This window comes from Deltaproteobacteria bacterium, from assembly GCA_020845895.1.
GTDB lineage: Bacteria > Lernaellota > Lernaellaia > JACKCT01 > JACKCT01 > JADLEX01.
Genome location: JADLEX010000065.1, coordinates 15,259 through 37,941, shown reverse-complemented (window position 1 = coordinate 37,941; position 22,683 = coordinate 15,259). Strand labels below are relative to the sequence as shown.

Here is a 22,683-nt window from a genome sequence, read left to right as displayed (position 1 = left end):
GGAAGGACGGTTTGCGCGATCATGGAATCACCTCGTTGGTGAAATCTGCGGAGCGTCTCAGCAACGCCATCCTACCGGATTCAACGAGGTTTTTTATTGCCGATCAAAATCAATCGCGGATTTGGGGACGAAAAGGTAGTGGGTCAGTTTAACGCGTGCGACGTCATTCCGAGCGATCCGCCGAAGCGACGGCGAGGCGGAGAGTCGAGGAATCCCTTCCCACTTCGCGAATCAAAGGGATTCCCTTCGACTTCGCTCAGGGCTGGCTCTCCGCTCCGCATCGCTCCGGACGGAATGACAATCGAATCGCTCGGCGCAAAACTGACCCACGACCCCACGGGCGTAGAACCGTTCCATCTGTCACCGTGCGCCGAATCGATAGGTCGTGGAGAGGACGATGTTGGTGGCCTCGACCGTGATGTCGATTCGGCGGCTCGTCGTCACGATGTCGCCGTTTTCGACCGACAGTGAATCGACGAAGGTCTCACCCGATCCCCAGTTGTAATTGATGCTCGCGTTCAACGTCGTCTGTTTGTGCAGGATGCCGACGCCGGCGGTCAGGCCGTTCATGTCGATCGCGGGGGTGTCGTTCGCGGGGTCGGCGCGCAGCGCGGACTCGTTGGTGTAGAACCCGCCGCGCAGCGCGACCGTTCGGTTCACGCTCCATTCCGCGCCGAGGTTCACGTTCACCACAGGACGCAGTTCGATTTTCTGCTTCACCGACGACTTGTCCGCATCGTCGTAAGACGCCGCCGTGTGATACTTGGCGTCGGCGGCCAATACCACGGGCCCCAGCGCGTACGACGCGCCCGCGCCGAGCATGGCCGGTTCCACGCGGCGGGGCGCGAACTTCGTGTTTGCATCGTCATCGAAGGTCTGTCCCTGATACGTGGAGAGCGACTCGAAGAGGTAGCGCCCCTTCCCCCAGACCTGCGCCGAGGGCGAGCGCGCCACGAGGCCGAGCCGCGCGTCTTTCCAGTGCGCGAGCAACCCGACGCACGCCAGCACGCCGAGCGTCTGGCGATCTTCCGACGAGAAGCCCATCAGCCGGATCCGGTCGTCGAGCACGTCGAGTTCGTCGGGCCCGATCTTGCCGGACCACTGCGAGTCGTACTGCTCTTGCCCGAACAGCCCATAGGCTGTCGCCCCGAGCGCCGCGGTTTTCGACAGCCGTCGCGCGTACGACGGCCCGAACCAGTACGTCTGCACGCGCTCGTCGGACGCGGCGGTGACCACTCCGCCTTCCAGATCGAGCTGGCTGTGCGTGACGGAAAAGTCGGGCGTGACGATCGAAAACGCGAAGGTCGGCGCGGCGTCGTCCGCCCGGTCGAGGCGATAGACCGTGCCGAAAAAATTGGGGTTCGCGTAAAATGTTTCGAGGCTGCCGCTCGTGCCGTCGGCGCCGAAGATGGCGACGTTTTCGTATCGCGTCCGTGAGTAGCCGTACACCGTGCCCGTCAGGCTGAACTGGTTGTACCCGGCGAGGGCGAGCCCGGCCGGGTTGTGGTACGCGCCCGAGGCGTCGTCGGCGATGCCGATGTACGCGCCGCCGATCCCCGCCGCCCGCTCGCCGATGGGGTAGTTCTGATAGTTCCGCGCCTCGGCGGGGCGAGCGAACGCGAGCGCCAATGCGACGACAAGCCAAGTGGTCGGACGTTTGATCACTCCCCCGGCCTTATCAGAATCCCGGAACGGCACGCAAGCCCCAGTTCATCGGCCCGCCGGCCAACTTGACCCCTCGCGCGGCGTTTCGTACAAAGGCGCGCCACGAACGCGAAACACGGGCGCGCGCCGTTTGGCGGCCGTTTCCGGTTGCCGCGTCGCTTCACCACCCAGATCGGACGAACATGGTTTCCGACCAGAAAATCGCGACGAATATCGAGGACGAGATCCGGTCGAGTTATCTCGATTACGCCATGAGCGTCATCGTCGGTCGCGCGCTGCCCGACGTGCGCGACGGGCTCAAGCCCGTTCACCGGCGCATCCTCTATTCGATGCACGAGGCGTCGCACCACTACAACCGGTCGTACGTGAAGTCGGCGCGCGTGGTCGGCGACGTCATGGGTCAGCTCCATCCACACGGCGACGCGGCCATTTACGATTCGCTCGTGCGCATGGCGCAGGACTTTTCGATGCGATACCTGCTCGTGGACGGGCAGGGGAATTTCGGCTCGATCGACGGCGATCCCCCCGCGGCCATGCGATACACCGAGGTGCGTCTCCGGCGCGTGTCGTCCGAGATTCTGGCCGACATCGAAAAAGAGACCGTGGACTGGAAGCCGAGCTACGACGAGAAGAAGCTCGAACCGACCGTTCTGCCCACCCGCGTGCCCAACTTGCTCATGAACGGCTCCGAGGGCATCGCCGTCGGCATGGCGACCAAAATCCCTCCGCACAATCTGGGCGAACTGCTCTCGGCGCTCATCGCGCTGGCCGAAAACCCCGCGATGGAGCTGCGCGACCTCATCGCCCACATCCCCGGCCCCGACTTCCCCACGGCCGGCTTCATCTACGGACGCCAGGGCATCTACGAGGCATACGCCACCGGGCGCGGCAAGGTCACGGTGCGCGCGAAGATCGACATCGAGACGCACCCGAAGACCGAGCGCGAGTCGGTCGTCATCTCGGAGGTGCCGTTTCAGGTCAACAAGGCGCGGCTCATGGAGGAGATCGCGCAGTGCGTTCGTGACAAGAGGATCGAGGGCGTTTCGGATCTGCGCGACGAGTCGGACAAGGACGGTCTGCGCGTCGTCATCGACCTCAAGCGCGACGCGGCGTCGAACGTCATCGTCAACCAGCTCTACGGTCTGACGCAGTGCTCGATCACCTTCGGCATCAACATGCTCGCCATCGTCGGCGGGCGGCCGCGGACGCTTTCGCTCAAGGAGATGCTCGAGGAATTTCTGGAGCACCGTCGAGAGGTCGTCACGCGGCGGTGCCGATTCGAGAAGCGCGAGGCAGAGGCGCGCGCGCACATCCTCGAAGGACTGCTGCTCGCCCTCGACCACATCGACGCGATCATCACGACGATCCGCGCCTCGCGCACGCAGGACGAGGCCCGCGACGCCCTCATGGCCGGTTTCACGCTCTCCGACCGGCAGGCGCAGGCGATTTTGGACATGCGCCTCGCGCGACTGACGGGCCTCGAACGCGAGAAGCTACAGGCCGAGTACAACGAACTGCTCGAGCGCATCGCGTGGCTCGCGCAGGTGCTGGGCGACGCGAATCTGCTGCGCGGCATCATCGTGGACGAGTTCCGGGAACTGCGTGAACGCTATGCCGACGAGCGCCGCACGGTGATCGTGGACGACGACGGCGAATTCACGGTCGAGGACCTGATCGCCGAAGAGGACATGGTCGTCACCGTCAGCCACGAGGGCTACATCAAACGCAATCCGCTCACGGAGTTCCGCGCGCAGCGGCGCGGCGGCAAGGGCGTGATCGGCATGGAGACGAAGGAAGGCGACTTCGTCGAACAGCTCTACGTCGCCACCACGCACAACTATTTCCTCGTCTTCACCAACCTTGGAAAGCTCTACTGGCTGAAGGTCTATCAGATTCCCATGGCGGGCCGCGCGAGCCGGGGCCGGCCGGTCATCAACCTGATCGATCTGTCCGACGCCAAGGAAAAGGTGCAGGCGATCCTGCCGGTCCGCGAATTCGTCGAGGGCCGCTACATCGTCATGGTCACTCGGCGCGGCTTCATCAAGAAGACCGACCTGATGGCGTTCTCCAACGTCCGCAACGCGGGGATCATCGCGCTCGACCTCGAGGAGGACGACGATCTCGTTTTCGCCGGGCTTTCCGACGGCACGCAGGACATTTTGGTCGCGACGCGCGGCGGTTTGTCCATTCGTTTCGCCGAGGACGACGTTCGCCCGATGGGCCGTACGGCGCGCGGTGTCAAGGCCATCGCGATCGAAGAGGGCGACGCGGTGGTGGACGCGTGCGTGATCGCACCCGAGAAGTCGGTGCTGACGATCTGCGAAAACGGCTACGGCAAACGCAGTCCGCTCGACGAATATCCGACCCAGGGCCGGGCCGGCCGCGGCGTCATCACGATCAAGACCACCGAGCGCAACGGCGACGTGGTGGCCGTGATGCAGGTCGGCGACGGCGAGCACTTGATGATGATCTCGGCGAGCGGAAAGATCATTCGCATCGAAGTCGAGCACATCAGCGTCATCGGCCGCAATACGCAGGGCGTGCGTCTGGTCGATCTGGCCGACGACGACCGGCTGATCGCGGTATCGCGCCTCGAAGACCCCGATCGCGACGAGGACCTTCCCGAGGCGCCGCCACATCCACCCGCGCCGATTGAGACGGGTTCGCCGTTCGCCGAAGACGCGCGCATGGAAGACGCGGGCAAAGACGAACCCGACGACGGCTCGGAAGAAGTCTGAGTGGGTCGAACCGGTTCCGTCATGCGGCACAGCCGCCCCCGGCTGTGCTGTGCCTTTATGACTCACTCGATCTGGTCGAGTGGAACACCCATCTCCTTCAGAACCCCACCGATTCCTTCAACCCATTCCTTCAGCCCCAGCCGCTTGAACGCCGCATAAGCCGACAACGCGAGTTCGAGAACCTCCTTCGCAGCCTCCGCGCGGCCTCTCTCCGCCATATTCGTCGCGATTTCGAACTGACACTGCGCGTGGCTGACCGCATCCCGGAGTTGTTCATAAGTCTTGCATTCTTCACGTCGCATCGCGATCGCGTCGTCATGTAGTCCTTTTCTTTGCATGATGTCCGCGATCTTGCCCGTCGTCACCGCGCGCGAGCGCACGTCGCCGAGGCGCTCGTAAACGGGGAGCTCTTCCTCGCGGCGGATGCACAGGGCTTCGTCGAGCTCGCCGCGGCTTTGCAGGATGTCCGCGATCTTGCCCGTCGTCACCGCGCGCGAGCGCACGTCGCCGAGGCGCTCGAAGGCGGGGAGTACGTCCTCGCGTAGAGTGCGCAGGGCCTCGTCGAGCTCGCCACGACTTTGCATGATGTTCGCGATCTTGCCCATCGTCACCGCGCGCTCGCGCACGTCGCCCAGGCGCTCGAATGTGGGGAGAACGTCGTTGCGAAGCACCCGGAGCGCCTCGTCCCAGTCACCGTGCATTTCGTGGCTTCTGGCGGCCTGAAAGAGCATCTTGGCGTGTAGCTCCAGGTCGGCCGTACGTTCGTTGTTTGCAAGACCCGCCGCCAATTCGAGATAGTATGATGGTGGCTGCAAATCGTGGGCGAGGGGAGCGTAACCGAATGAAGGCCGCGTCTCCCGGATCGCCGGATCGATGGGCGGATCGGGAAAGAAGTCCACCCGCGAGCGCACAGAAAAAAAGTCGGGCGCGCGGCGCGACACGAGAGCGTAGAAGTCACGGTCCCCGGCGATCAGGACCGCGTGCGGGCATTTGCGGATGACGGTGTTTCGCCGCTCATTGAGCCGCGCGAGCCCTTTCCTCCATGCGGCATCGATCTCGGGCCCCGGGCCGCGGCCCTCGACCCAGATCGCGTGTCGGTCGCCGAGCGTTTCGGCGATTTCGACCAGATCGCCCGCGATTCGTGATATCCCCGACGGTGGTTCGTAGATCCGCTCGATGAGCGGTGGTTTCGCGGTTTCGCGCACGCGGCGGCGAATCTCGTCGCGCGCGAACCGGTTGTCGGAGATGACGAAGAAGAGATCGAACCCCGATTCGGCTTCCAGCGCGGACTTCAGCGAAGCCCAGTTTTCCTCTCCGGCCGGGCCCAGATCGACGCCGGCGCGCTCATCCGCCATGACGCGCGCGCAGTTCGGCCTTGATCCGCTGATAGCGGTCCGAGCGCTTTCGCAGGATCGGGTGCACGTCGCACCAGGACCCGCCGCCATTTCGGTAACAGATGACGAAATGGTTGTCGAAGAGTTCCGCGAGGCGCGCGATGCGCCGGTCGTCGAGGCTGTCCTCGCTTTCGCCCGTCACACCCGGCTCGTCGCCGAGCGGAACGTCGAACGAGTCCTCGATGGCGCTCAGCATCTCCCCGTCCGGCTTCCAGAGCGACGTGTCGTACTGCTCGCAAAGCTGGGCGAACGCGCGGTCGAAGATCCTCGCGAGGCGCGGCTCCGGCGCCAGATCCGGGTAGATGACCGATCGCCAGTCGGAGAGCACGTTACGGATGAGCAGGAGAGCGTCGCGCGGATATCCACCGCACGTCGCGGCGAGATCGTCGAGATGGCGATGCGCCATGTCGCCCCAGATGTCGCGAATGGGGACGCGGGTCTCGATCAGCGCGCGGATTCGGCCCATGCCCTTCTCGAGAGCTTCTCGATTCTGCTCTTTTTTTGAAACCATGATCATGGAAAGCTGAACGAACGCGCTGAATCGTCCGTTAATCGTGTTCCACGTCTTCGTGAACCGAAGCCAGGGAGGAATCGAATAGATCGTGTGGCAGGGGAGGTTGAGATCGGGTCCGAAACGGTGGAAGACGTTCACAATGCTCTTTCGGATTTTCGATGCCTCGGACCCGCGAAGTTTCTCGAGGCTGTCGAAGATGATGGCGAGACCGCGTCGACCGCGGTGTTGATCGCGCCATGCCGCGATGGCTTCCGAAATGAATCCGCGACACAGCTCAACGATGGGGCGTTGTTTCTGCTGCCGCTCGATCATCTCCTGAAGCGCTTCTCGCCATTCGGGATTCTTTTTGATTTCGCCCTGAAATTCTCCGACGAGCGGGACGTTGAACTTGACGTTGGCGACGACGACATTCGAGGTCAGGAAATTCGCCCAGCGGCTCCACCAGCCCTGCTTTTCCTTATCGGGCCACTCAATGCGCTCGTCGAGGGCTCCGGCAATCGTCAGGAGGACCTCGTAGGTCTCGACGGGCATGTCGAGGCTGAAGAAGTCTTCGCTGTCGATCAGGAGGACATCGAATTTCTCCTCGATGAGCCGGTTGCGCACCTGACGCAGGATGGTGCTCTTTCCGCCCCCGCTGAAACCGGAGAACAGAATGGAGGCGTTTTCGCCCGCCTTGTCGGCTTCGAGGACCTTCGCCAGCAGTTCGTCCGTGGACGAGATATCTCCGCGAACGCCGTTCTTGTCGAGATCGACCCAACGACGGTCCGTCGGGTCGATGGTCTCGTAAGGGTTGCAGTCCCTGATGAAAAGCGGGATGCGGTCCTCGATCACGTGCGCGGCTCCGGGTTGGAAACTCGATCGATTGATAGGCCCCGGTCGCCGAAAAATCAAGGCTGACCTCTCGCATTGCGTGCGCGGCGGCGTTTTGGTACGGTCGCGCCGTTTTTTCAGGGGCGGGAAAGCTGCACGCTTCGATGCGAAAGATTTTGTTATGGCTGATCGCGGTGTTTGCCGCGGCGATGCTCGGCGGTCCGGCGGCCGCCCAGTGGGACTACAACCAGCGCGTGACGATCCACAGTGCCGCCGAGCGCGGCGACGTGACGCTGCTCGCCGACCTTCTGCGCAAGAAGGACTTCAAGAACATCGATGAACTGAATGACGAGGGCCAATCCGCCCTGCACCTGTCGGCTCGCTGGGGTTACACGAACTGCGTGATGTTTCTGGTGCAGGCCAAGGCGAGCGTGAACCTGCCCGACCGCGACCACGGCTACACGGCACTGATGCTGGCCGCGCGGCACGGGCGCGGCGGCGCGCTCCAAGCCCTGCTGCAAGGGGGCGCGGACGTGAACCTCGCCGACAACGAGGGCCACACGGTCCTGCACTACGCCGCCGAAAAAGGCGTCCCGAACCTCGTCGAGATCCTGTTGCTCTACACTCCCGACGTGAACAAACAAGACAGCACGGGCGAAACGCCGATCTGCATGGCCGCCGCGGAGGGACGGGCGGACGTGATCGGCATTCTCCTGAAGGCCGGAGCCGATCTGAAAATCCCCGACAAGGCCGGCTTCCTGCCGATCCATCGCGCGGCGGCGTCGGGCAAGGACGCGGCCATCAAGGCGCTGATCGCGGCGGGCGCGGACCCGAATTCTCCCGCCCTCGACGGCACCTCGCCGCTACACGTCGCGACCGACAAGACGCAGATCGCTTCGGTGGTGCCGCTCATCGAGGCCGGGGCGGACGTGAACGCGGTGAACAGCAAGACCGGCATGACGCCGCTGCTGCTAGCGGCGTTCCGCAACGACCGGGCCACCGCGAGACTCCTGCTGGCGGCGGGCGCCGACCCCAACAAACAGACGATCGACACCAGCATGACCGCCCTGCATTTCTTCACGAACCATCGCAACGTGCGCGCGGTGGAACTGCTCATGCAGGCCGGTGCGAACCCGGGGCTCTCGGACATCCACGGACGCACGCCGCTCCAATACGCGGAGGGCGAGGACCGGGCCGATCTGATTCAGGACATCCGCGTGTTCCTGAGCAAGCCGGAAAAAGCGCCGAAGGAGCCCGAAGCACCGGCCGCGGCCCCCGGGGCGCCTGCAGGCCCAGCCGCACCCGCGGCGGGGACGAATCCCGAGAACGTCCATCTGATGGAAGGTCTCGTGCCCGATCCCGCGCCCGCCGAAACGCCCCCGGTCGACGCCTCGTCCGCGCCGACGGACGCTCCCGCGGCGGAACCGACCCCGTCACCAACACCCGCGCCGCCGGAGGGCGACGATGGCGAGATCGGAAGTCTCATCAACCCGGTGATGGTGGATTTCGGCGACGTGCAGGATGTCCCGCCGCCCGAGGACGAGCAGGGCGAATCCGAGGAAAAGAAGGACGATTCGAAGGATTCATCCGGCGGCGATGCCGGAGATACCGGGACAAACTGAGGCCTGCGGCCTAAACCACTAGACCCGCATGAGCTCCCAGGTGTGATCCGCGCCCGTGGCGGCGTGGACGCTCTCCGCGTCCGCAGGCAACGGCCCGAGTGATTCGACAAGGGCGAGCGCGTCATCGATCGACGCGAGGGGCGCATCCGCGGACTTGGCCGAGTCCGAAAGCTCCACGGAGTCGGTACGCGTGGGCGCGGACGGCTCGGACCGATCGCGCTTGGCGGCGGCGGGTTTGGCCTGAGCCTTGACCCGTTCTCCCGAAATTGGATGGGCGTCGATCTTCATGGCGCACTCCCCGGCTCGTCCCCCGACGAGCGTTACATCGCCATCATGACATGTCGCTTCTAAAAATTCAATATCTTCCGTCTCGGCGAGCGCACATGAGTAGGCATCGCCCAAGCATGGTCAATCGCCGCAACCGCAGCAGCCACCGGTGATCTTGCCCTCGGGCCATCCGGCCTCGTCGTCCTTCTCCTCGGCGCCGGGGTTTTTCACGAGGTCCTCGGATGTATCGTCGTCGGCGTCATCGTCATCGTCGTCGGGCATCCAGTCGTCGCCAACGCAGGTGTCGGCATCCTCGTCGCAGCTTTCGCCCTCGGGACACGGATTGCCCGCATGCTCGCAGGACTCCGACACATTCGAACACGTCTCTTCGCCGTTGCAGAAAAGGCCGTCGTCTTCGCACACCACCGGCTCGCCCTCGACGCATTGGTAGTTCACGCACGTCTCGACGCCGGTGCAAAAGTCGTGGTCGTCACAGTTGTCGTCGATCAGGCATTCCTGGATCGCGTCGGTCGAGACGTCGTCGATGAGCCACTGGTTGCCCGTACCCGAAATGATCACGTGGGCCATGCCCGGCGCTTCGACGCGAAGCGTGTCCATCACTCCGGTTCCCAGGTTGTTGGTCACGCCGACAGCCTGATCGAGCACGCCGCCGAACTCGTCGTAGGCCGTGAGGGTGATGCCGGAACTCACCGAATAACCCAGTTCGAAGTAGGTGGCGTAGGACTGCGTGAAGGTGACCTTGCCGTTCCCCTGATCGGTGCCGAGCCAGGCGAAGAAGTTGCCGTTGGAATAGTACTGCGTCTCGAACGGATAGATGTCGTCCACGGCCCAGTTCGGATAGGCGCCGTTGTAGGTGTTCGTGCGCCAATCGCCGTAGAGCCAGTCGAAACCCGCGGTATTGGTGAACTCCAAGCCCGGGATCTGGCTGTAAATGATCAGGCCGTCGGCGCCGCTCTCGAAATCGATGAAACCCGCGTGCGTGGGAGTGGACGCCACCGAAAGCACGGCGCATGCCGCGATCATCGTCGCCAAGATCACTTTCCGACTCGTCATCATTCGCTCCTTCGCGTCTCTTTCGACCGCACTCTCGGGAGTATACACGCCCGGCGCCTCCACAACCCAGCACTCTCGACGCATTCGACGCCCGATTCGGCAAGCGCGGACACATCTTCGTCGAATGGTCTTCCGGGGGTTGATCCTGCGGAATCGGGGGGACGGTCGGTTCTTCGCCCGCGCGCGCGGCCTAAACGATGAACTTCACGACCGCGACGACGACGAGGCCCGCCGCCAGCACGATGCCGACGACAATCGCCGCCTGCATCGTCCGCGCCCGGCGCTCGAGGTCCTCCTGCGTGTCGATGAGAGGGACCGCCGTGAGCACGGTCATGCCCAGCGCGTCCTCCATCTCCTCGGGGTCCTTGAAGCTGTCGTCGAAATGCTCGGCCAGAAACACCGCGCCCATGCCGATCAGCGTGCCGAGGGCGAACCCGACGATGGCGATGTACAGTCGGTTGGGCTTGTAGGGAGTTTTGGGCTGCTGGGCCGGGTCGATGACCCGGAACTGCTGGCCCTTCTGCTTCGACTCCATGTCGGCTGAGCGCTTGGCCTCGGTGAGCTTCTTCTGAATGTCCTGATAGGCGGTCTGCGTGTTTTCGTAATCGCGGGTCAGCACCTGCAGATCCTGCTCGACCTGCGGCGCGCCCTCGACGCGCTTTTGGTAGAGCGCCACCTGACCCTGCAGGCTCGCGCGCTCCGCGCCGACGCGCTGGATTTCGAGATCCGCGCCGCGCAGGCTCATTTCGAGGCTGCTGGTGACCGCGCCGCCGCCGCCGTCCTCGACCGGTTCAGAGAGCCGCCTCTCCAGGGTGGCGATGCGGCTCTTGAGCTTGATGACGTCGGGATGCTCGTCGGTGTACTTAAGCTGGAGATTGGCGAGCTCGGCACGAAGCTGCTCGAGCTGCACATCCGCCCCGACGACCTCTCCACCCTTGCCGGAGATCACGCTCTTCTGGCGCATTTCGGCGAGCTGGGCCGAGATGAGCGTGCGGCGGTCCTGCGCGCTGCGCAGCGAATCGGAGTTCACCTGCAATTGCATCTGGAGCCGTTCGATCGTGCGCAGGTTGGCTTCCATCTGCTCGGGCAATTCGCCGATGTGCTGCTGCTTGAAGGCGCGGATCTGCTGGTCGAGATTGTCGAGGGTCGCCTTGAGTTCCTTGCCCTGCGTTTCGAGGAAATCGACGGTCTCCCCCGCCTGCTGCTCGCGGGTCGCCATGGTGCTGTCGATGAACAGGCTCGCCATTTTGTTGGTCACCTGCATGACCAAGTGCGGATCGGGACCCTGGAAATAGAGCGTGAACGCGTCCTTGCCCTCGACGCGCAGCTCGATGTTCGCGCGCATCAGTTCGAGGATCTCTTCCATCGGCACGTTGCGCGCGACCAGATCGGGGTAGAGCTTGTATTCGTTGATGACGCGTTCGAGGATCGACCGCGACAGAAGCTGCTGCCGGATGGTGTTCATGTGCTTTTCCACCGACATGCTGACGGAGGACGTCACGAACTCCTGCGGCACCTGCTGCGGCTCGACGAGGATCAGGGTGTACGAGCGGTAGATATTCGTCAGAAACAGGCTGCCGACGCCCGTGACGAGCACCATCGTGACGATCGGCACCACGAGCAGCCATTTGCGATACCAGATGATCTGCAAATAGCGTTCAAGGGCGAAGTTTTTCTCGGCAGCCAATTCCGGCGTTCCTTTTGAACGGGTTCTCTCGTCCCGGGGTCCTGTCAGACCGCCGCCGGCCTTTCGTGCCGGGGGCGATCCACGCCGATCCCCTTTTCCGCGCGCTACATCCTAACACGGGACCGGACCGGGCACGCAAGCGCCCCGCCCGTTTCCCCGCGCGCAGGATCGGCAATCTATCGGCACAAACGTCCGAACGCATGAGAGCGAACGAGCCGGTTGGGCCGGACGAGCCTATTCCTTCACGCGTTCGACGTAGGCCTCCTCGATCGTGTCCACCCGGATCAGGTCGCCCGCCTCGACGAACTCGGGCACCGCGACGGTGACACCGTTCTCGAGCTTCGCGGGTTTGGGCATGGCGGTCTGCGTGGCGCCCTTCATTCGCGGTTTCGTTTCCTCGACACGCAGTACCATGGTCTTTGGCGGCGAAGCGCCCACCACCTGCTCGTTGTAAAACAGCATCGCGATGCGCAGGTTTTCCTGAAGCCACTTCGCGGTCTCGCCCAGCACCTCTTCGGTCAGGCTGATCTGCTCGTAGCTTTGCGTGTTCATGAAATGAAAACCGGAGTCGTCCCGGTAGAGAAACTCCATCTCGTGATGATCGAGCTCGACCTCGCTCACGGTTTCGGACGAGCGGAACCGCTGCTCGAACTGCGTTCCCGTGCGCAGGTTGCGCATCTTGGTCTGCACGCCGCCCGAGCCGCGCCCGGTGACCACGTGCTGCACGGCCATCACCCGGCAGGGATCGCCGTTCATGTCGATGATGTTTCCCGCCCGGATTCGCGTCGCGGTGATGATCATGAAAACTCCCGATCTTGGATCGCGCCAAGCCCGTAACGGCGAACGAGCTTTTCGTCAAGCGGTCGGCGCGGGTTTTTCGGCGAAAACACCGTGCGTGTGATAGTCGATGAGCTGGGCGGCGAGCCGCGCCACGTCGATCTCGCCGGGCGGCTTGGACAACGCGTGACGCACGACCTCGCGCACCGCGCCGAGGGCGCAGTCGGCGAAAAAGCCGGTATCGATGGGACGCAGCAGGCCGATTCGGCGCCCGTGCTCGAGCGACCGCTTGAGCAGGAACCGGGCCTGCGCGTAGAACTCGTCGATCTTTTTCTCGAACTCGGGGTCGGCCCCGCCGCCGCCTTCGAGCAGGATCTTCGCCGCTCCGCGATTCTCCAGCAGGATCGTGAACACGCGCACGAGATTGTCGTGCAGTTGCTCGTGGGGGTCCCGTTCCGCGTCATGCAGGTCGATCACGCGGATCGCTCCCGCGAGGCGCTCCATGAGCGACTGCACAAGTTCGTCGAAGATCGCCCGCTTGTTTTCGAAATAGAGGTAGAACGTGCCGCGCGCGATCCCCAACCCGTCGAGGATGTGGGCGATTGTGGTCGCGTGGTATCCCCGCGCGGCAAACTCGCGCGCCGCCTTCTCCAAAATCTGCTCCCGGCGCGCTTTGCCCTTGGTCGATCGGCGCGTATCCTTGGTCGCTGTCATGGGGCCTCGCGAGAAATGTAAACGGAGGTGAAATAACTTTGGCCGTTCGGGCAGTTATTACCCGAATTCGCCCGGCGCGACCAGATGGGTCGGGGGTTCGACGGAATCGTACTGGAACGCATCATCGCGGAACGAGCAGCGGCAAGAAGGCACCTCCGGCTGTCTTCGCGCCCTTGCCCCCATGCGCCCAAATCCCCATGATCGCGGCATTGTCGCGGGCATGTCGCGGCGTTGACGCGCGGGCGTCGAGACGTTTCGCAAGCGGGTGGCGGATCCGGAGCAGCTCGCGGGGGATCAGGCGCTGGTGATCCGCGCCTAAAAAAAGAGGTTCTTTGCCAATGTCAGTGGGTAGAGGGCACCGCCCTGGCTTTCGAGGAAGAAACGCGGAGGTCGAACCGCGACGAAAGCCTCGAAAGACGATTTGGGAAGTCTCTGAAAATACGTCGGATCTGCTTGCAAACGATTCGCCCCGTCATTCCTCGAAGCGACTGCCGCAATTGGCCGAGGAACGAGGCATCCACTGACATTGGCGAAGAACCAAATATTTGGACAACTGCGACTGCTCCGGAAGGAATGCGTTGTCCCTCCCCACGGTAAACGCGGCGCCTTGACGACAAACGCTATTCGTCTAGCTTGGCCGCATCGGATGGGAACCTCTCCGAAGACGAGCCCGCGAGTTCTCGCGTCTCCCACGAGCTCGCCCCCAGCGTTGCCATTGCGAACCGCTCGGGCGATGGAGGAACCCATGTCGGACACGCGCGCGCCCCGTCGCGTGGTGATCGCCGGCGCCGGCGGTCGTGATTTCCACAACTTCAACTGCGTGTTTCGCGACAACCCGGATTTTGACGTCCGCGCGTTCACCGCGACGCAGATCCCCGGCATCGACGACCGCCGCTATCCCGCCGAGCTCGCCGGGTCGCTCTATCCGGGCGGCATTCCCATCGAGCCCGAGCAGGATCTGCTGAAGATCATCGCGGACGAATCGGTGGACGAAGTGGTGTTCGCGTATTCCGACGTCTCCTTCGACCACGTCATGACCTTGGGCAGCCGTGTTATCGCGGCGGGTGCGGATTATCGACTGATCGGCGCGAATGCGACGATGCTTCGTTCGAAAGTTCCCATCATCGCGGTGGGTGCGGTCCGCACCGGCAGCGGCAAGAGCCAGACCACGCGGCGTATCGCAGACCTGCTGCGCGCGGCGGGCAAGCACGTGGTGGCGATCCGTCACCCGATGCCTTATGGCGATCTGCGCCGACAGGTCGTGCAGCGATTCGCGACCCTCGCCGATCTGGATCTGCACGAGTGCACCATCGAAGAGCGCGAGGAATATGAACCACACATCCAGCGCGGATGCGTTGTGTATGCCGGAGTCGATTACGGGAAAATTCTGGCGCAAGCCGAGCAGGAAGCCGACGTGATCCTGTGGGACGGGGGCAACAACGACCTGCCGTTCTACAGGCCCGATCTTGAGATCGTCGTCGCCGATCCCCTCCGCATCGGACACGAGCGCCGTTACCACCCCGGTGCGGCCAATGTGTATCGAGCGCAGGTCGTGATCATCAACAAGGTCGATTCCGCGCGGCCCGAGGATGTGAAAGCCCTGCGCGCGTCGATCGCCGAGATGAATCCTTCGGCAACGATCATCGAGGCCGCGAGCCCCATGACGGTCGACGAGCCCGAACGCGTGCGCGGCGCGCGGGTGCTGTGCGTCGAGGATGGTCCCACGGTCACGCACGGCGACATGGCGTACGGGGTGGCGGCGATCACCGCGAAGAAGCTCGGCGCGCGCGAGTTGGTCGACCCGCGTCCGTTCGCGAAAGGCGACCTCGCGCGCGTGTTCGCGAAGTATCCGCATCTGCGCGAAGTGTTGCCGGCGGTGGGCTACGGCGACGAACAGGTGGCCGATCTCGCCGCGACCATCGAAGCGTCCGACGCCGATCTGGTGCTGATCGGAACGCCGATCGATCTGCGCCGGGTGATCGATTTCTCCAAACCCGCGCTTCGCGTACAATACGAACTTCAAGAGATCGGACAGCCCGATCTGCGCAGTGTTTTGACCGAGCGAGGATTTTTATGAGAAGGCAAATCGCGATCGCCGCGGCGATTGCCTGCGCATACGCAATCGTGGCCGGCCCCGCGTCGGCCACGTCGGTGATTGCGCTCTCCGACGAGCAGGTCTTCGCCAAGGCCGACGTGGCGGCGCGCGGGCGCGTGATTTCGGTCGAGGTGAAGGAGCGCGTGAATGCCGCGTCGAAGATCGTCACCGTCGTGACGATCGACGTGAGCGAGGTCTTCAAGGGCGCGATCGAGGCGGGGCACAAAAGAAAATTCCACCCACTCGTGCTGGAAGTGCCCGGCGGAACCGTGGGCGACATCGGCGTCGCCGTGATGGGTGCGCCGGTCTTCGAGGTCGGTGACGAGGTGGTCGTGGCCGCCGAGCGCGGCGGGTCGGGCGGCGCGGCGATCATCGTCGGGTTCTTTCAGGGGCGCTACACCGTGCTGAATCCCACGGACGCGACGCCGCTCGTCGTGCGCGATCCGTGGCGGGAAAACGCGAGGAAACTCGCGGCCTGCTCCGCCGACCGTCAGACTTGCCTCGGAGAGGTCGCGAAGACCGTCTCTCTCGACCAGATTCGGCAGTGGAGCAAGGTCGCGCAATGATTCGTCGTGTATTTCTCGCTCTGGCGAGTCTTGTCGCGCTTGCGACAACCGCGAACGCCTACACCTTCACGCAGTGCGGTTCGAGTACCTGCCGATGGAAGGACTTTCCCGTCGGCTATCTCGTCAGCGACACCATCGAGGATCTGTTTCCCGGGGCGACGACCGTAGCCCGCGCGGCGATTTCGCGCTGGGACCACGATCGCCAGACCTTCTGTGAGATCGACTTCAACGACGGCGGAACCACCTCGATCGCCGAGTCGGACCCCGACGGCGACAGCATCGTCTTCGCGAACAGTTCGGACTGGAGCTACGGCAAGGATACCCTCGCCGTCACGCAGTGCTACTTCGACGCGGGCGGAAACCTGCTCGACTGCGATATTTCCGTGAACGCGCAGGATTGGACGTGGGACGACCACTTCGCCGGCGACACGGTGCTCAATCTGCGCGACACGCTCACCCACGAGGCCGGGCATATGTGGGGGCTCGGCCATTCGGAAGACCAATACGCGACCATGTATGCGTATTACGACGAGCGCATCGTGGCGGCGGATTTGGACGAGGACGACATCCGCGCGAATGCCGACGCGTACTGCGACGGCGACATGCCGCCGGACGACGAGCTCGAGCCCAACGACTCGCTCTTTCTCGGTCGCGGACCGTACGACGAAATCGACCTGACGAGCCTGCGTCTGTACGACACCGACGTGTTCAAACTGAATACGCAAGGCGGCACGTTTCCGCTGATCGAAATCACCGACAATGAGCCCGCGCGTCGCAAGTGGGTGCGTGTCTATACCGGCGAGCGAGACCTGCTGGGCGAAGCTCGGTGTGACGGCGATTGCCGTGTCGCGCCCACGCTGTCGGCGGTGCCCTCGACGGTTTCGTACCTCGAGATCCAGACCGACTTCGAGGAATCGTCCGTTTCGGCGAAGTCCTACTCGCTCGCGGTTTCGCAGGTGAGCGAGGTCGATCCCGCGACGCTGACGGACGACGACGTCGACGAAGAGGACGAAGAAGAAGTGGACGACGAAGACGGCGGCGGATTTTGCGGCGGGGTGGTCGGCGCGGACGACGGCTCGTCTCTGCCGCTCGTGTTGATCGCGTTCGCGGGACTTTCGATGTGGGCCTTCGCGCCGCGGCGGCTTTCGCGCTCGGCTTAGTCCTCGACCAGTTCCTCTTCGCTCCAGCGGCCGGTCGCGAGCGCGTGCGCGATCGGGTCCAGGGACGAATCCAGCATTTCGTAAGTCCGCCGGTAGTACGAGGTCGGCATGCCGTAGGGATCGGCGACCTCGGCGTTGCGGTATCGATCGGATCGAAACGCCGTGATCGGCCACGTCCGGGGCGAGAGATCGGCGTGCTTTCGCGCAATCCAATTCTCGTGTCCCGCGTCCATGAAGAGCACGAGGTCGGCCTCCCGCAGCATCTCACCGGTCAGCAGGCGCGAGCGATGATTTGAGATGTCGATGCCCGACTCCAGGCACACGTCCACGGCGGGCGGCGAGGGCTCGGGGATCGCCCCGCCGTGTGTGCCCGCACTCTCGACCAGGATACCGTCGGTGCCATGCTCCTCGAGCTTGGCGCGCAGGATTCCCTCGGCCATCGGCGAACGGCAGATGTTGCCCGTGCAGATCAGCAGAACGCGTCGAACGCGCGGCCAGTCGATGGAGTTTGTCATTCGTCGAACAGGCTCGCGACAAAGCCCTTTGGGGGCACGCGCGAGAGATGGCGGTACGCCGGCTCGGTAGCCATGCGCCCGCGGGGTGTGCGTTTCAGGAATCCGAGCTGCATGAGGAACGGCTCGACGACATCTTCGATGGTGTCGCGCTCCTCGGCCAGCGTCGCGGCGAGCGTTTCGACGCCGACCGGCCCTCCGCCGAACGACTCGACGATTGCCTCCAGGAGACGCCGATCGAGCTTGTCGAGTCCCTTGTCGTCCACGCCGAGCATGGCGAGCGCGCGGTCGGCCTGTTCGCGGTCGATGGCGCCGGCGCCCGCGACCTGCGCGAAGTCGCGCACGCGCCGCAGCAGGCGATTGGCGACGCGCGGTGTGCCCCGCGACCGGCGCGCGATCTCGTGCGCGCCGTCGTCGCTGATCGTGTAGCCCAAGATCTTCGCCGAGCGGCGTACGATCGTCGCGAGGTCCTCGTGCGTGTAGTAATCGAGCCGCGCGACGATGCCGAAGCGGTCGCGGATGGGCGAGGTCAGCAGGCCCGCGCGCGTCGTCGCGCCGACCAGCGTAAAGGGTTTGAGTTTCATCTTCACGGTGCGCGCCGACGGCCCCTGGCCGACGAGGATGTCGAGTTGGCCGTCTTCCATGGCGGGGTAGAGCATCTCCTCGACGATGGTGTGCAACCGGTGGATCTCGTCGATGAAGAGTACGTCGAAGGGGTCGAGGTTGGTGAGGATCGCCGCGAGGTCGCCCGCGCGCTCGAGCACCGGGCCGCTCGTGACCTTGACCCCGACACCCAGCTCGCCGGCGATGATATGCGCGAGGGTCGTCTTGCCGAGCCCCGGTGGTCCGGAAAACAGGCAATGATCGAGGGCCTCGCCGCGCTGTTTCGCCGCCGTGATAAAGACGCGCAGATTGTCCAGCACCTGCTTCTGCCCGACGTATTCGTCGAGCGATCGCGGGCGCAACGACGTCTCCACGCGGGCGTCGTCTCCGGTGGAGCGCGGCGAGATCGTGCGATACGCCTGTTCGCTCACCCTCGTTCTCCGACGCTCGTTCCAGTTGTCATACGCGCCCCAGATTTTTCAGCGACTGCGCGAGAATGGCCTCGAACTCCGCGTCCGCGGGCAGCGCCTTGAGCGCCGCGTCGAGCGCGCGCTGCGCCTCGACCGCCGAGTAGCCCAAATTTTCGAGCGCCGACAACGCATCGCGTGCCACCGGCGGCAAACCGCCGACGCTCATGTCCACAAACTGGGCGAGGGCGAGCTTCTCCACCTTTTCGCGCAGTTCCAGCACCACGCGCTCGGCGGTCTTTTTGCCCATGCCGGGGATCTTGGTGAGCGCGCGCAGATCCTGATCGCGGATCGCCCGCGCGAGCTGCTCGTAATCGAGCGACGCAAGCGCCGCGAGCGCCGTGCGCGGTCCGATGCCGTTGACCGCGTTGAGCAGGTCGAACAGGTCCCGCTCGCGCACGTGGTCGAACCCATAAAGCGTGATCGAATCCTCGCGCACGATCGTGCGCACATGCAGCAACGCGTCGCCGCCCGGCTCCGGCAGGCGCAGCGACGCGGGAAGGCCGACGAAGACCTCGTACCCGACGCCGTTCACGTCGAGCACGACCCGCCCCTCCGCCTTGTCCGCCACGGTTCCGCGAAGCTGCGCGATCATCGTTCTCCCGTGGGAGCCGTGCGGCGCGACGCGCGACACGGCCTTGAATCGTCACACACAAACGCATAACCGCGCGCCCGTCAATCGCGCTCCACCATCTGCAAATAGCGGTACGAGGCCAGGTGGCACAGCGCCGCGGCGAGCGCGTCCGACGCGTCGGCCTGCGCCGGTTCCGGCAGCCCAAGAAGGCTTTGCACCATGGCGGCGACCTGCGTCTTGTCGGCGCGTCCGTAACCGACCAGCGCCTTTTTGATCTGCGTCGGCGAGTATTCGTGGACCGGCAGCCCGCTGTGCGCCGCGGCGAGCAGCGCCACGCCACGGGCCTGCCCTAGTACGATGGCGCTCTTGACGTTGGCCGCGAAGAACACCGACTCGACCGCAGCCACCTGCGGCGCGTTCGCTTCGATCGTTTCGCGCAGTCCCCGGTAGATGCGATCGAGCCGTTCGGCGAGCGGAGCACCGCGCGGCGCCTCGACCACGCCGCAATCCACGTGCGCGTAACCGCCCGAGACCTCGTCGACCACGCCCCAGCCGCACAACAGGCTTCCCGGGTCGATGCCCAGGACGCGAAGGCGCGAACTCAATTCAGCGCTTCCAACGCGGATTCGGGGATGTCGAAGTTCGAGTGCACCGCCTGAACGTCGTCGTTGTCCTCGAGCGTGTCGACGAGCTTGAGCAGCGTCTCGGCGGTCTTGCCCGTCGCCTCGACGGTGTTTTGCGCCACCATCGTCACCTCGGCCTCGGGATCGACAAAGCCCGCGTCGGCGAGCGCCTTTTTCACCGTCTCGAAGTCGCTGGGATCGGTGTAGATCTCCACCGAATCGCCGTCGTCCTTGATGTCCTGCGCGCCGGCCTCGATCGAGACCTCTTCCAGCTTCGCGACATCCACGGAGGATTTGTCGAAGCTGAACTGACCGAGTCGGCTGAACATGAACGCCACGCATCCGCTTTCGCCCAGGTTGCCGCCGTATTTGGAGAACGCGTGCCGGACCTCCGCCGTGGTGCGGTTGCGATTGTCGGTCAGGATGTCCACCATGATGGCGGTGCCGCCGGGACCGTATCCCTCGTAGGTGTACTCCTCGTACGACACGCCTTCGAGTCCGCCGGTGCCTTTCTTGATCGCCCGATCGATGTTGTCCTTGGGCATCGAGTTGGCCTTGGCCTTGTCCACCGCCGTGCGCAGGCGCGGGTTCGCGTCGATGTCGCCTCCGCCCATCCGCGCGGCGACCGAGATCTCCTTGATGAGCTTTGTGAACAGTTTCCCCCGGGCCGCGTCGTTTGCGCCCTTTTTCCGCTTGATCGTGGCCCATTTCGAATGGCCGGACATGGCAACCTCCTGATCGATTCAACTCCGAGGGAGAAGGACACGCACTTCGCCGCAGCTTCGCACGTTTCGTGCGGGAAGCGATTTCGGGCGTCGTCCGCATGGGCGGATGGGATGTCCTCGAACCTCGATGCTGAGTTTGAACAAAACGCGCGGCCGGGCGGGATCTTACCACAAGAATCGTACCAGACAAGGCGAAAATCCGTTCGGACCCCGCCTGGATCAGGCATCCTCCCGGCGTGCGAGAAACCCGACGGCGGACGCCAACGCCAGCACCAACGACACGCACGAAAGTCCCATCCCGTAGCGCCACATGCTGCCGGCATAGGTCAGCGTCACGACCTGTTCGCCCGCGTGGTCGAGGCGCGTCGAGACGAGACCCCGCGTGGGGAAAACGCGAGGCTCGGGCAGCGCGAGCGGAGGCACGCTCTCCGGCGGTTGTTCGAAGATCTCCTCGGGGATCTCCGGTTCCGGCGGGGGCGGTGTTTCGGCGGATTCAATGAGCACCGACCAGTCGTCGTCGAAGTTGCGGTTCACGACGAGGGTGGTGCGTTCCTTTCGCGTCACCACGTGGATTTCCAGACCGGCGGGCGTCTCCACGACGGAACGGACATCGCCATTGCGATAGGGGAACCATGCCTCGCCGCGATCCTGCGAGTTGCGTCGGAGCTTGAATTGCCCGGCCTGCACATGAACGCGATGCGAAGTCCGGCGCTGTCCGCGGAACGGTTCGACCGCGTTGCGGGCCGCGAGCCCGTCTTCGACGATCAGCGTCGGGTGCAGATCGATCGGCCGGTCGAGTTCATTGGTGAAGAATCGGGTACGGACCGTGAAGAACGGCTTCGCTTCCCGGACCGGACCGATGAGCAACGGATCGGGTCGAAGCAGTGGAACGTCGCGCTGGGGCGGTGCGGCGTGCATGGTCGAAGCGCCGAGCGCGGCGGCGGCGGCGATGGGCACCAGGTGCGCGGCCCGCGACCGGGTGGCGATGAAGAACGCGTGCAGCGCGATGGCGCAAACGCCCGAGAGGATGGCGAGCGCCCAGATCGGCGCGGCCGACGCCGGGTTGGAGAAGGGGCGGATCACCCACCAGATTTGCGAAGCCATGGTGTCGCCGGGTTCCGCGGCGGGGACGAGGGCGTAGGCGAGCAGCGCCGCGCCGAGCACGATGAGGAATCTCGACGCGCGGTCCTTGGCGAACCCGAGGGCCGTAAGCGCCAGGATCGCGGCGAGCGACACGGCGCCGGCGGGGGCGAGGGCATCGGCCAACCGCCACGCGCGCATCGCGAGCGACACCGGTGCAACGGTGATCGACTGGATCGCGTGACCGATCTCCCGCGCGTCCCAGAACTCGACGCCGGGCAGCCAGCGGATGGCGCCGATGAGCAGCGCGTGAACGGCGATGAGCAGCGCGAAGGTGATTCCGGTCCTGCGTCGATCCGGCTCGCGCAGGGCGCGGGCGAGCCCCGCGAGAACGAGCGCCAGCGGCGCGAACGCGACGAGCGAACCGGTCTGAAACGACGACAGCACCACCGCGAGCGCACACAACAGAATCGTCGCCGGGTTCGCGGGTGCGTAGAGCACGATTGGTAGCGCGGGCAGGGCGAACAGGGCTTGGAGGGAGAGGGGGTCGGCGTGGATCGCGTCGCGTACGAACCCCGACGCGGGCAGCAGCAGGGCCGCCGTGAACGACGCGGCGCGACCCGCGCCCATCCGCCGGCCCATCAAATACGCACCCATTGCCCCCGCCCAGATCGCGAGAAGCGTCTTGATCTTGACCGCGTCAATCGCGTCGAGGCGCAGCAACGCGAGCGTGATGGGCGACGCCGCGCCGTCGCGGGGATGCGATCCGACGGCGAGTCCGCCCTCGACCTCCGCGTAATATGCAGGGAAACCGCCGACGCGAAGCCACGAACTCCGGAGCGTCTGATCGAATAGCGAGGCGTCGAGCCAGGCGACGACCGCCTCATCGTCCGACGCGGGGACGCGACGGTCGAAATCAACGAGGCCCGGGTACATCAGCACGACCGCGACGGCGAGCAGCAGCGCCATCAACGCGGTAGAGCCGAGTGTTTTCCACGGATTCGTCACGGCACCCT

General features: G+C 64.6%; 19 protein-coding genes. 5 read left to right on the top strand and 14 right to left on the bottom strand.

Features of this window, described 5'->3' with window-relative positions; all coding sequences use genetic code 11:
* Positions 1 to 360: 360 nt before the first annotated feature.
* Positions 361 to 1,665: a hypothetical protein gene (locus IT350_09275; protein MCC6158232.1), complete on the bottom strand. Its 1,305-nt coding sequence runs from the start codon at positions 1,663 to 1,665 to the stop codon at positions 361 to 363.
* A gap of 182 nt (positions 1,666 to 1,847) precedes the next feature.
* Here IT350_09275 and gyrA point away from each other — a divergent pair, with 182 nt between their 5' ends.
* Positions 1,848 to 4,403 (top strand): DNA gyrase subunit A, encoded by a 2,556-nt coding sequence (gene gyrA / locus IT350_09270; protein ID MCC6158231.1) that lies wholly within the window; start codon positions 1,848 to 1,850, stop codon positions 4,401 to 4,403.
* Between the two features lie 62 nt (positions 4,404 to 4,465).
* Here gyrA and IT350_09265 read toward each other — a convergent pair whose 3' ends face one another.
* Both IT350_09265 and IT350_09260 read right to left on the bottom strand, forming a co-directional pair.
* Positions 4,466 to 5,758, bottom strand: coding sequence for a hypothetical protein (locus IT350_09265; protein ID MCC6158230.1), 1,293 nt, complete (start codon positions 5,756 to 5,758; stop codon positions 4,466 to 4,468).
* Positions 5,748 to 7,142: a hypothetical protein gene (locus tag IT350_09260; protein ID MCC6158229.1), complete on the bottom strand. Its 1,395-nt coding sequence runs from the start codon at positions 7,140 to 7,142 to the stop codon at positions 5,748 to 5,750. The genes IT350_09265 and IT350_09260 overlap by 11 nt, the downstream gene beginning before the upstream one ends.
* 143 nt (positions 7,143 to 7,285) lie before the next feature.
* Here IT350_09260 and IT350_09255 point away from each other — a divergent pair, with 143 nt between their 5' ends.
* Positions 7,286 to 8,743, top strand: a complete 1,458-nt coding sequence (locus IT350_09255; GenBank protein MCC6158228.1) for an ankyrin repeat domain-containing protein — start codon at positions 7,286 to 7,288, stop codon at positions 8,741 to 8,743.
* 18 nt (positions 8,744 to 8,761) lie between these two features.
* Here the strand turns inward: IT350_09255 and IT350_09250 are convergent, their stop codons facing one another.
* From IT350_09250 to IT350_09230, 5 genes are all read right to left on the bottom strand, one after another.
* A complete protein-coding gene (locus IT350_09250; protein MCC6158227.1) occupies positions 8,762 to 9,031 on the bottom strand; it encodes a hypothetical protein in 270 nt (89 codons plus the stop codon).
* Positions 9,032 to 9,151: 120 nt separating this feature from the next.
* On the bottom strand, positions 9,152 to 10,084 hold the full coding sequence (locus tag IT350_09245; protein ID MCC6158226.1) for a hypothetical protein: 933 nt from the start codon (positions 10,082 to 10,084) through the stop codon (positions 9,152 to 9,154).
* Positions 10,085 to 10,274: 190 nt separating this feature from the next.
* On the bottom strand, positions 10,275 to 11,771 hold the full coding sequence (locus IT350_09240) for a hypothetical protein (GenBank protein ID MCC6158225.1): 1,497 nt from the start codon (positions 11,769 to 11,771) through the stop codon (positions 10,275 to 10,277).
* Positions 11,772 to 12,005: 234 nt separating this feature from the next.
* On the bottom strand, positions 12,006 to 12,572 hold the full coding sequence (gene efp, locus IT350_09235; GenBank protein MCC6158224.1) for an elongation factor P: 567 nt from the start codon (positions 12,570 to 12,572) through the stop codon (positions 12,006 to 12,008).
* A 54-nt stretch (positions 12,573 to 12,626) separates the two neighbouring features.
* Positions 12,627 to 13,262 (bottom strand): TetR/AcrR family transcriptional regulator, encoded by a 636-nt coding sequence (locus IT350_09230; protein MCC6158223.1) that lies wholly within the window; start codon positions 13,260 to 13,262, stop codon positions 12,627 to 12,629.
* A 745-nt stretch (positions 13,263 to 14,007) separates the two neighbouring features.
* Here IT350_09230 and IT350_09225 point away from each other — a divergent pair.
* The 3 genes from IT350_09225 to IT350_09215 are packed head-to-tail and all read left to right on the top strand — an operon-like array spanning position 14,008 to position 17,083.
* A complete protein-coding gene (locus IT350_09225) occupies positions 14,008 to 15,339 on the top strand; it encodes a GTPase (GenBank protein MCC6158222.1) in 1,332 nt (443 codons plus the stop codon).
* The gene (locus IT350_09220) at positions 15,336 to 15,923 is read left to right on the top strand and encodes a hypothetical protein (GenBank protein ID MCC6158221.1); all 588 of its coding nucleotides are present in this window, start codon (positions 15,336 to 15,338) and stop codon (positions 15,921 to 15,923) included. Before IT350_09225 ends, IT350_09220 begins: the two co-directional genes overlap by 4 nt.
* Entirely contained in the window at positions 15,920 to 17,083 is a 1,164-nt protein-coding gene (locus IT350_09215) for a matrixin family metalloprotease (protein MCC6158220.1), read from the top strand. The genes IT350_09220 and IT350_09215 overlap by 4 nt, the downstream gene beginning before the upstream one ends.
* Here IT350_09215 and IT350_09210 read toward each other — a convergent pair.
* The 6 genes from IT350_09210 to IT350_09185 all read right to left on the bottom strand — a co-directional run bounded on the left by IT350_09210 (position 17,080) and on the right by IT350_09185 (position 22,675).
* Positions 17,080 to 17,598 carry a low molecular weight phosphotyrosine protein phosphatase gene (locus IT350_09210; GenBank protein ID MCC6158219.1) on the bottom strand — a complete coding sequence of 173 codons (519 nt, stop codon included), beginning with the start codon at positions 17,596 to 17,598 and terminating at the stop codon, positions 17,080 to 17,082. The two genes, IT350_09215 and IT350_09210, sit on opposite strands and share 4 nt — an antisense overlap.
* Positions 17,595 to 18,629, bottom strand: a complete 1,035-nt coding sequence (gene ruvB, locus IT350_09205; protein MCC6158218.1) for a Holliday junction branch migration DNA helicase RuvB — start codon at positions 18,627 to 18,629, stop codon at positions 17,595 to 17,597. Before ruvB ends, IT350_09210 begins: the two co-directional genes overlap by 4 nt.
* A gap of 28 nt (positions 18,630 to 18,657) precedes the next feature.
* On the bottom strand, positions 18,658 to 19,260 hold the full coding sequence (gene ruvA / locus IT350_09200; GenBank protein MCC6158217.1) for a Holliday junction branch migration protein RuvA: 603 nt from the start codon (positions 19,258 to 19,260) through the stop codon (positions 18,658 to 18,660).
* A gap of 80 nt (positions 19,261 to 19,340) precedes the next feature.
* Complete coding sequence (ruvC, locus tag IT350_09195; protein MCC6158216.1) at positions 19,341 to 19,844, bottom strand: crossover junction endodeoxyribonuclease RuvC; 504 nt, start codon at positions 19,842 to 19,844, stop codon at positions 19,341 to 19,343.
* Complete coding sequence (locus tag IT350_09190) at positions 19,841 to 20,587, bottom strand: YebC/PmpR family DNA-binding transcriptional regulator (protein MCC6158215.1); 747 nt, start codon at positions 20,585 to 20,587, stop codon at positions 19,841 to 19,843. The genes ruvC and IT350_09190 overlap by 4 nt, the downstream gene beginning before the upstream one ends.
* A 219-nt stretch (positions 20,588 to 20,806) precedes the next feature.
* Positions 20,807 to 22,675 (bottom strand): hypothetical protein, encoded by a 1,869-nt coding sequence (locus IT350_09185; GenBank protein ID MCC6158214.1) that lies wholly within the window; start codon positions 22,673 to 22,675, stop codon positions 20,807 to 20,809.
* Between the last annotated feature and the right edge of the window lie 8 nt (positions 22,676 to 22,683).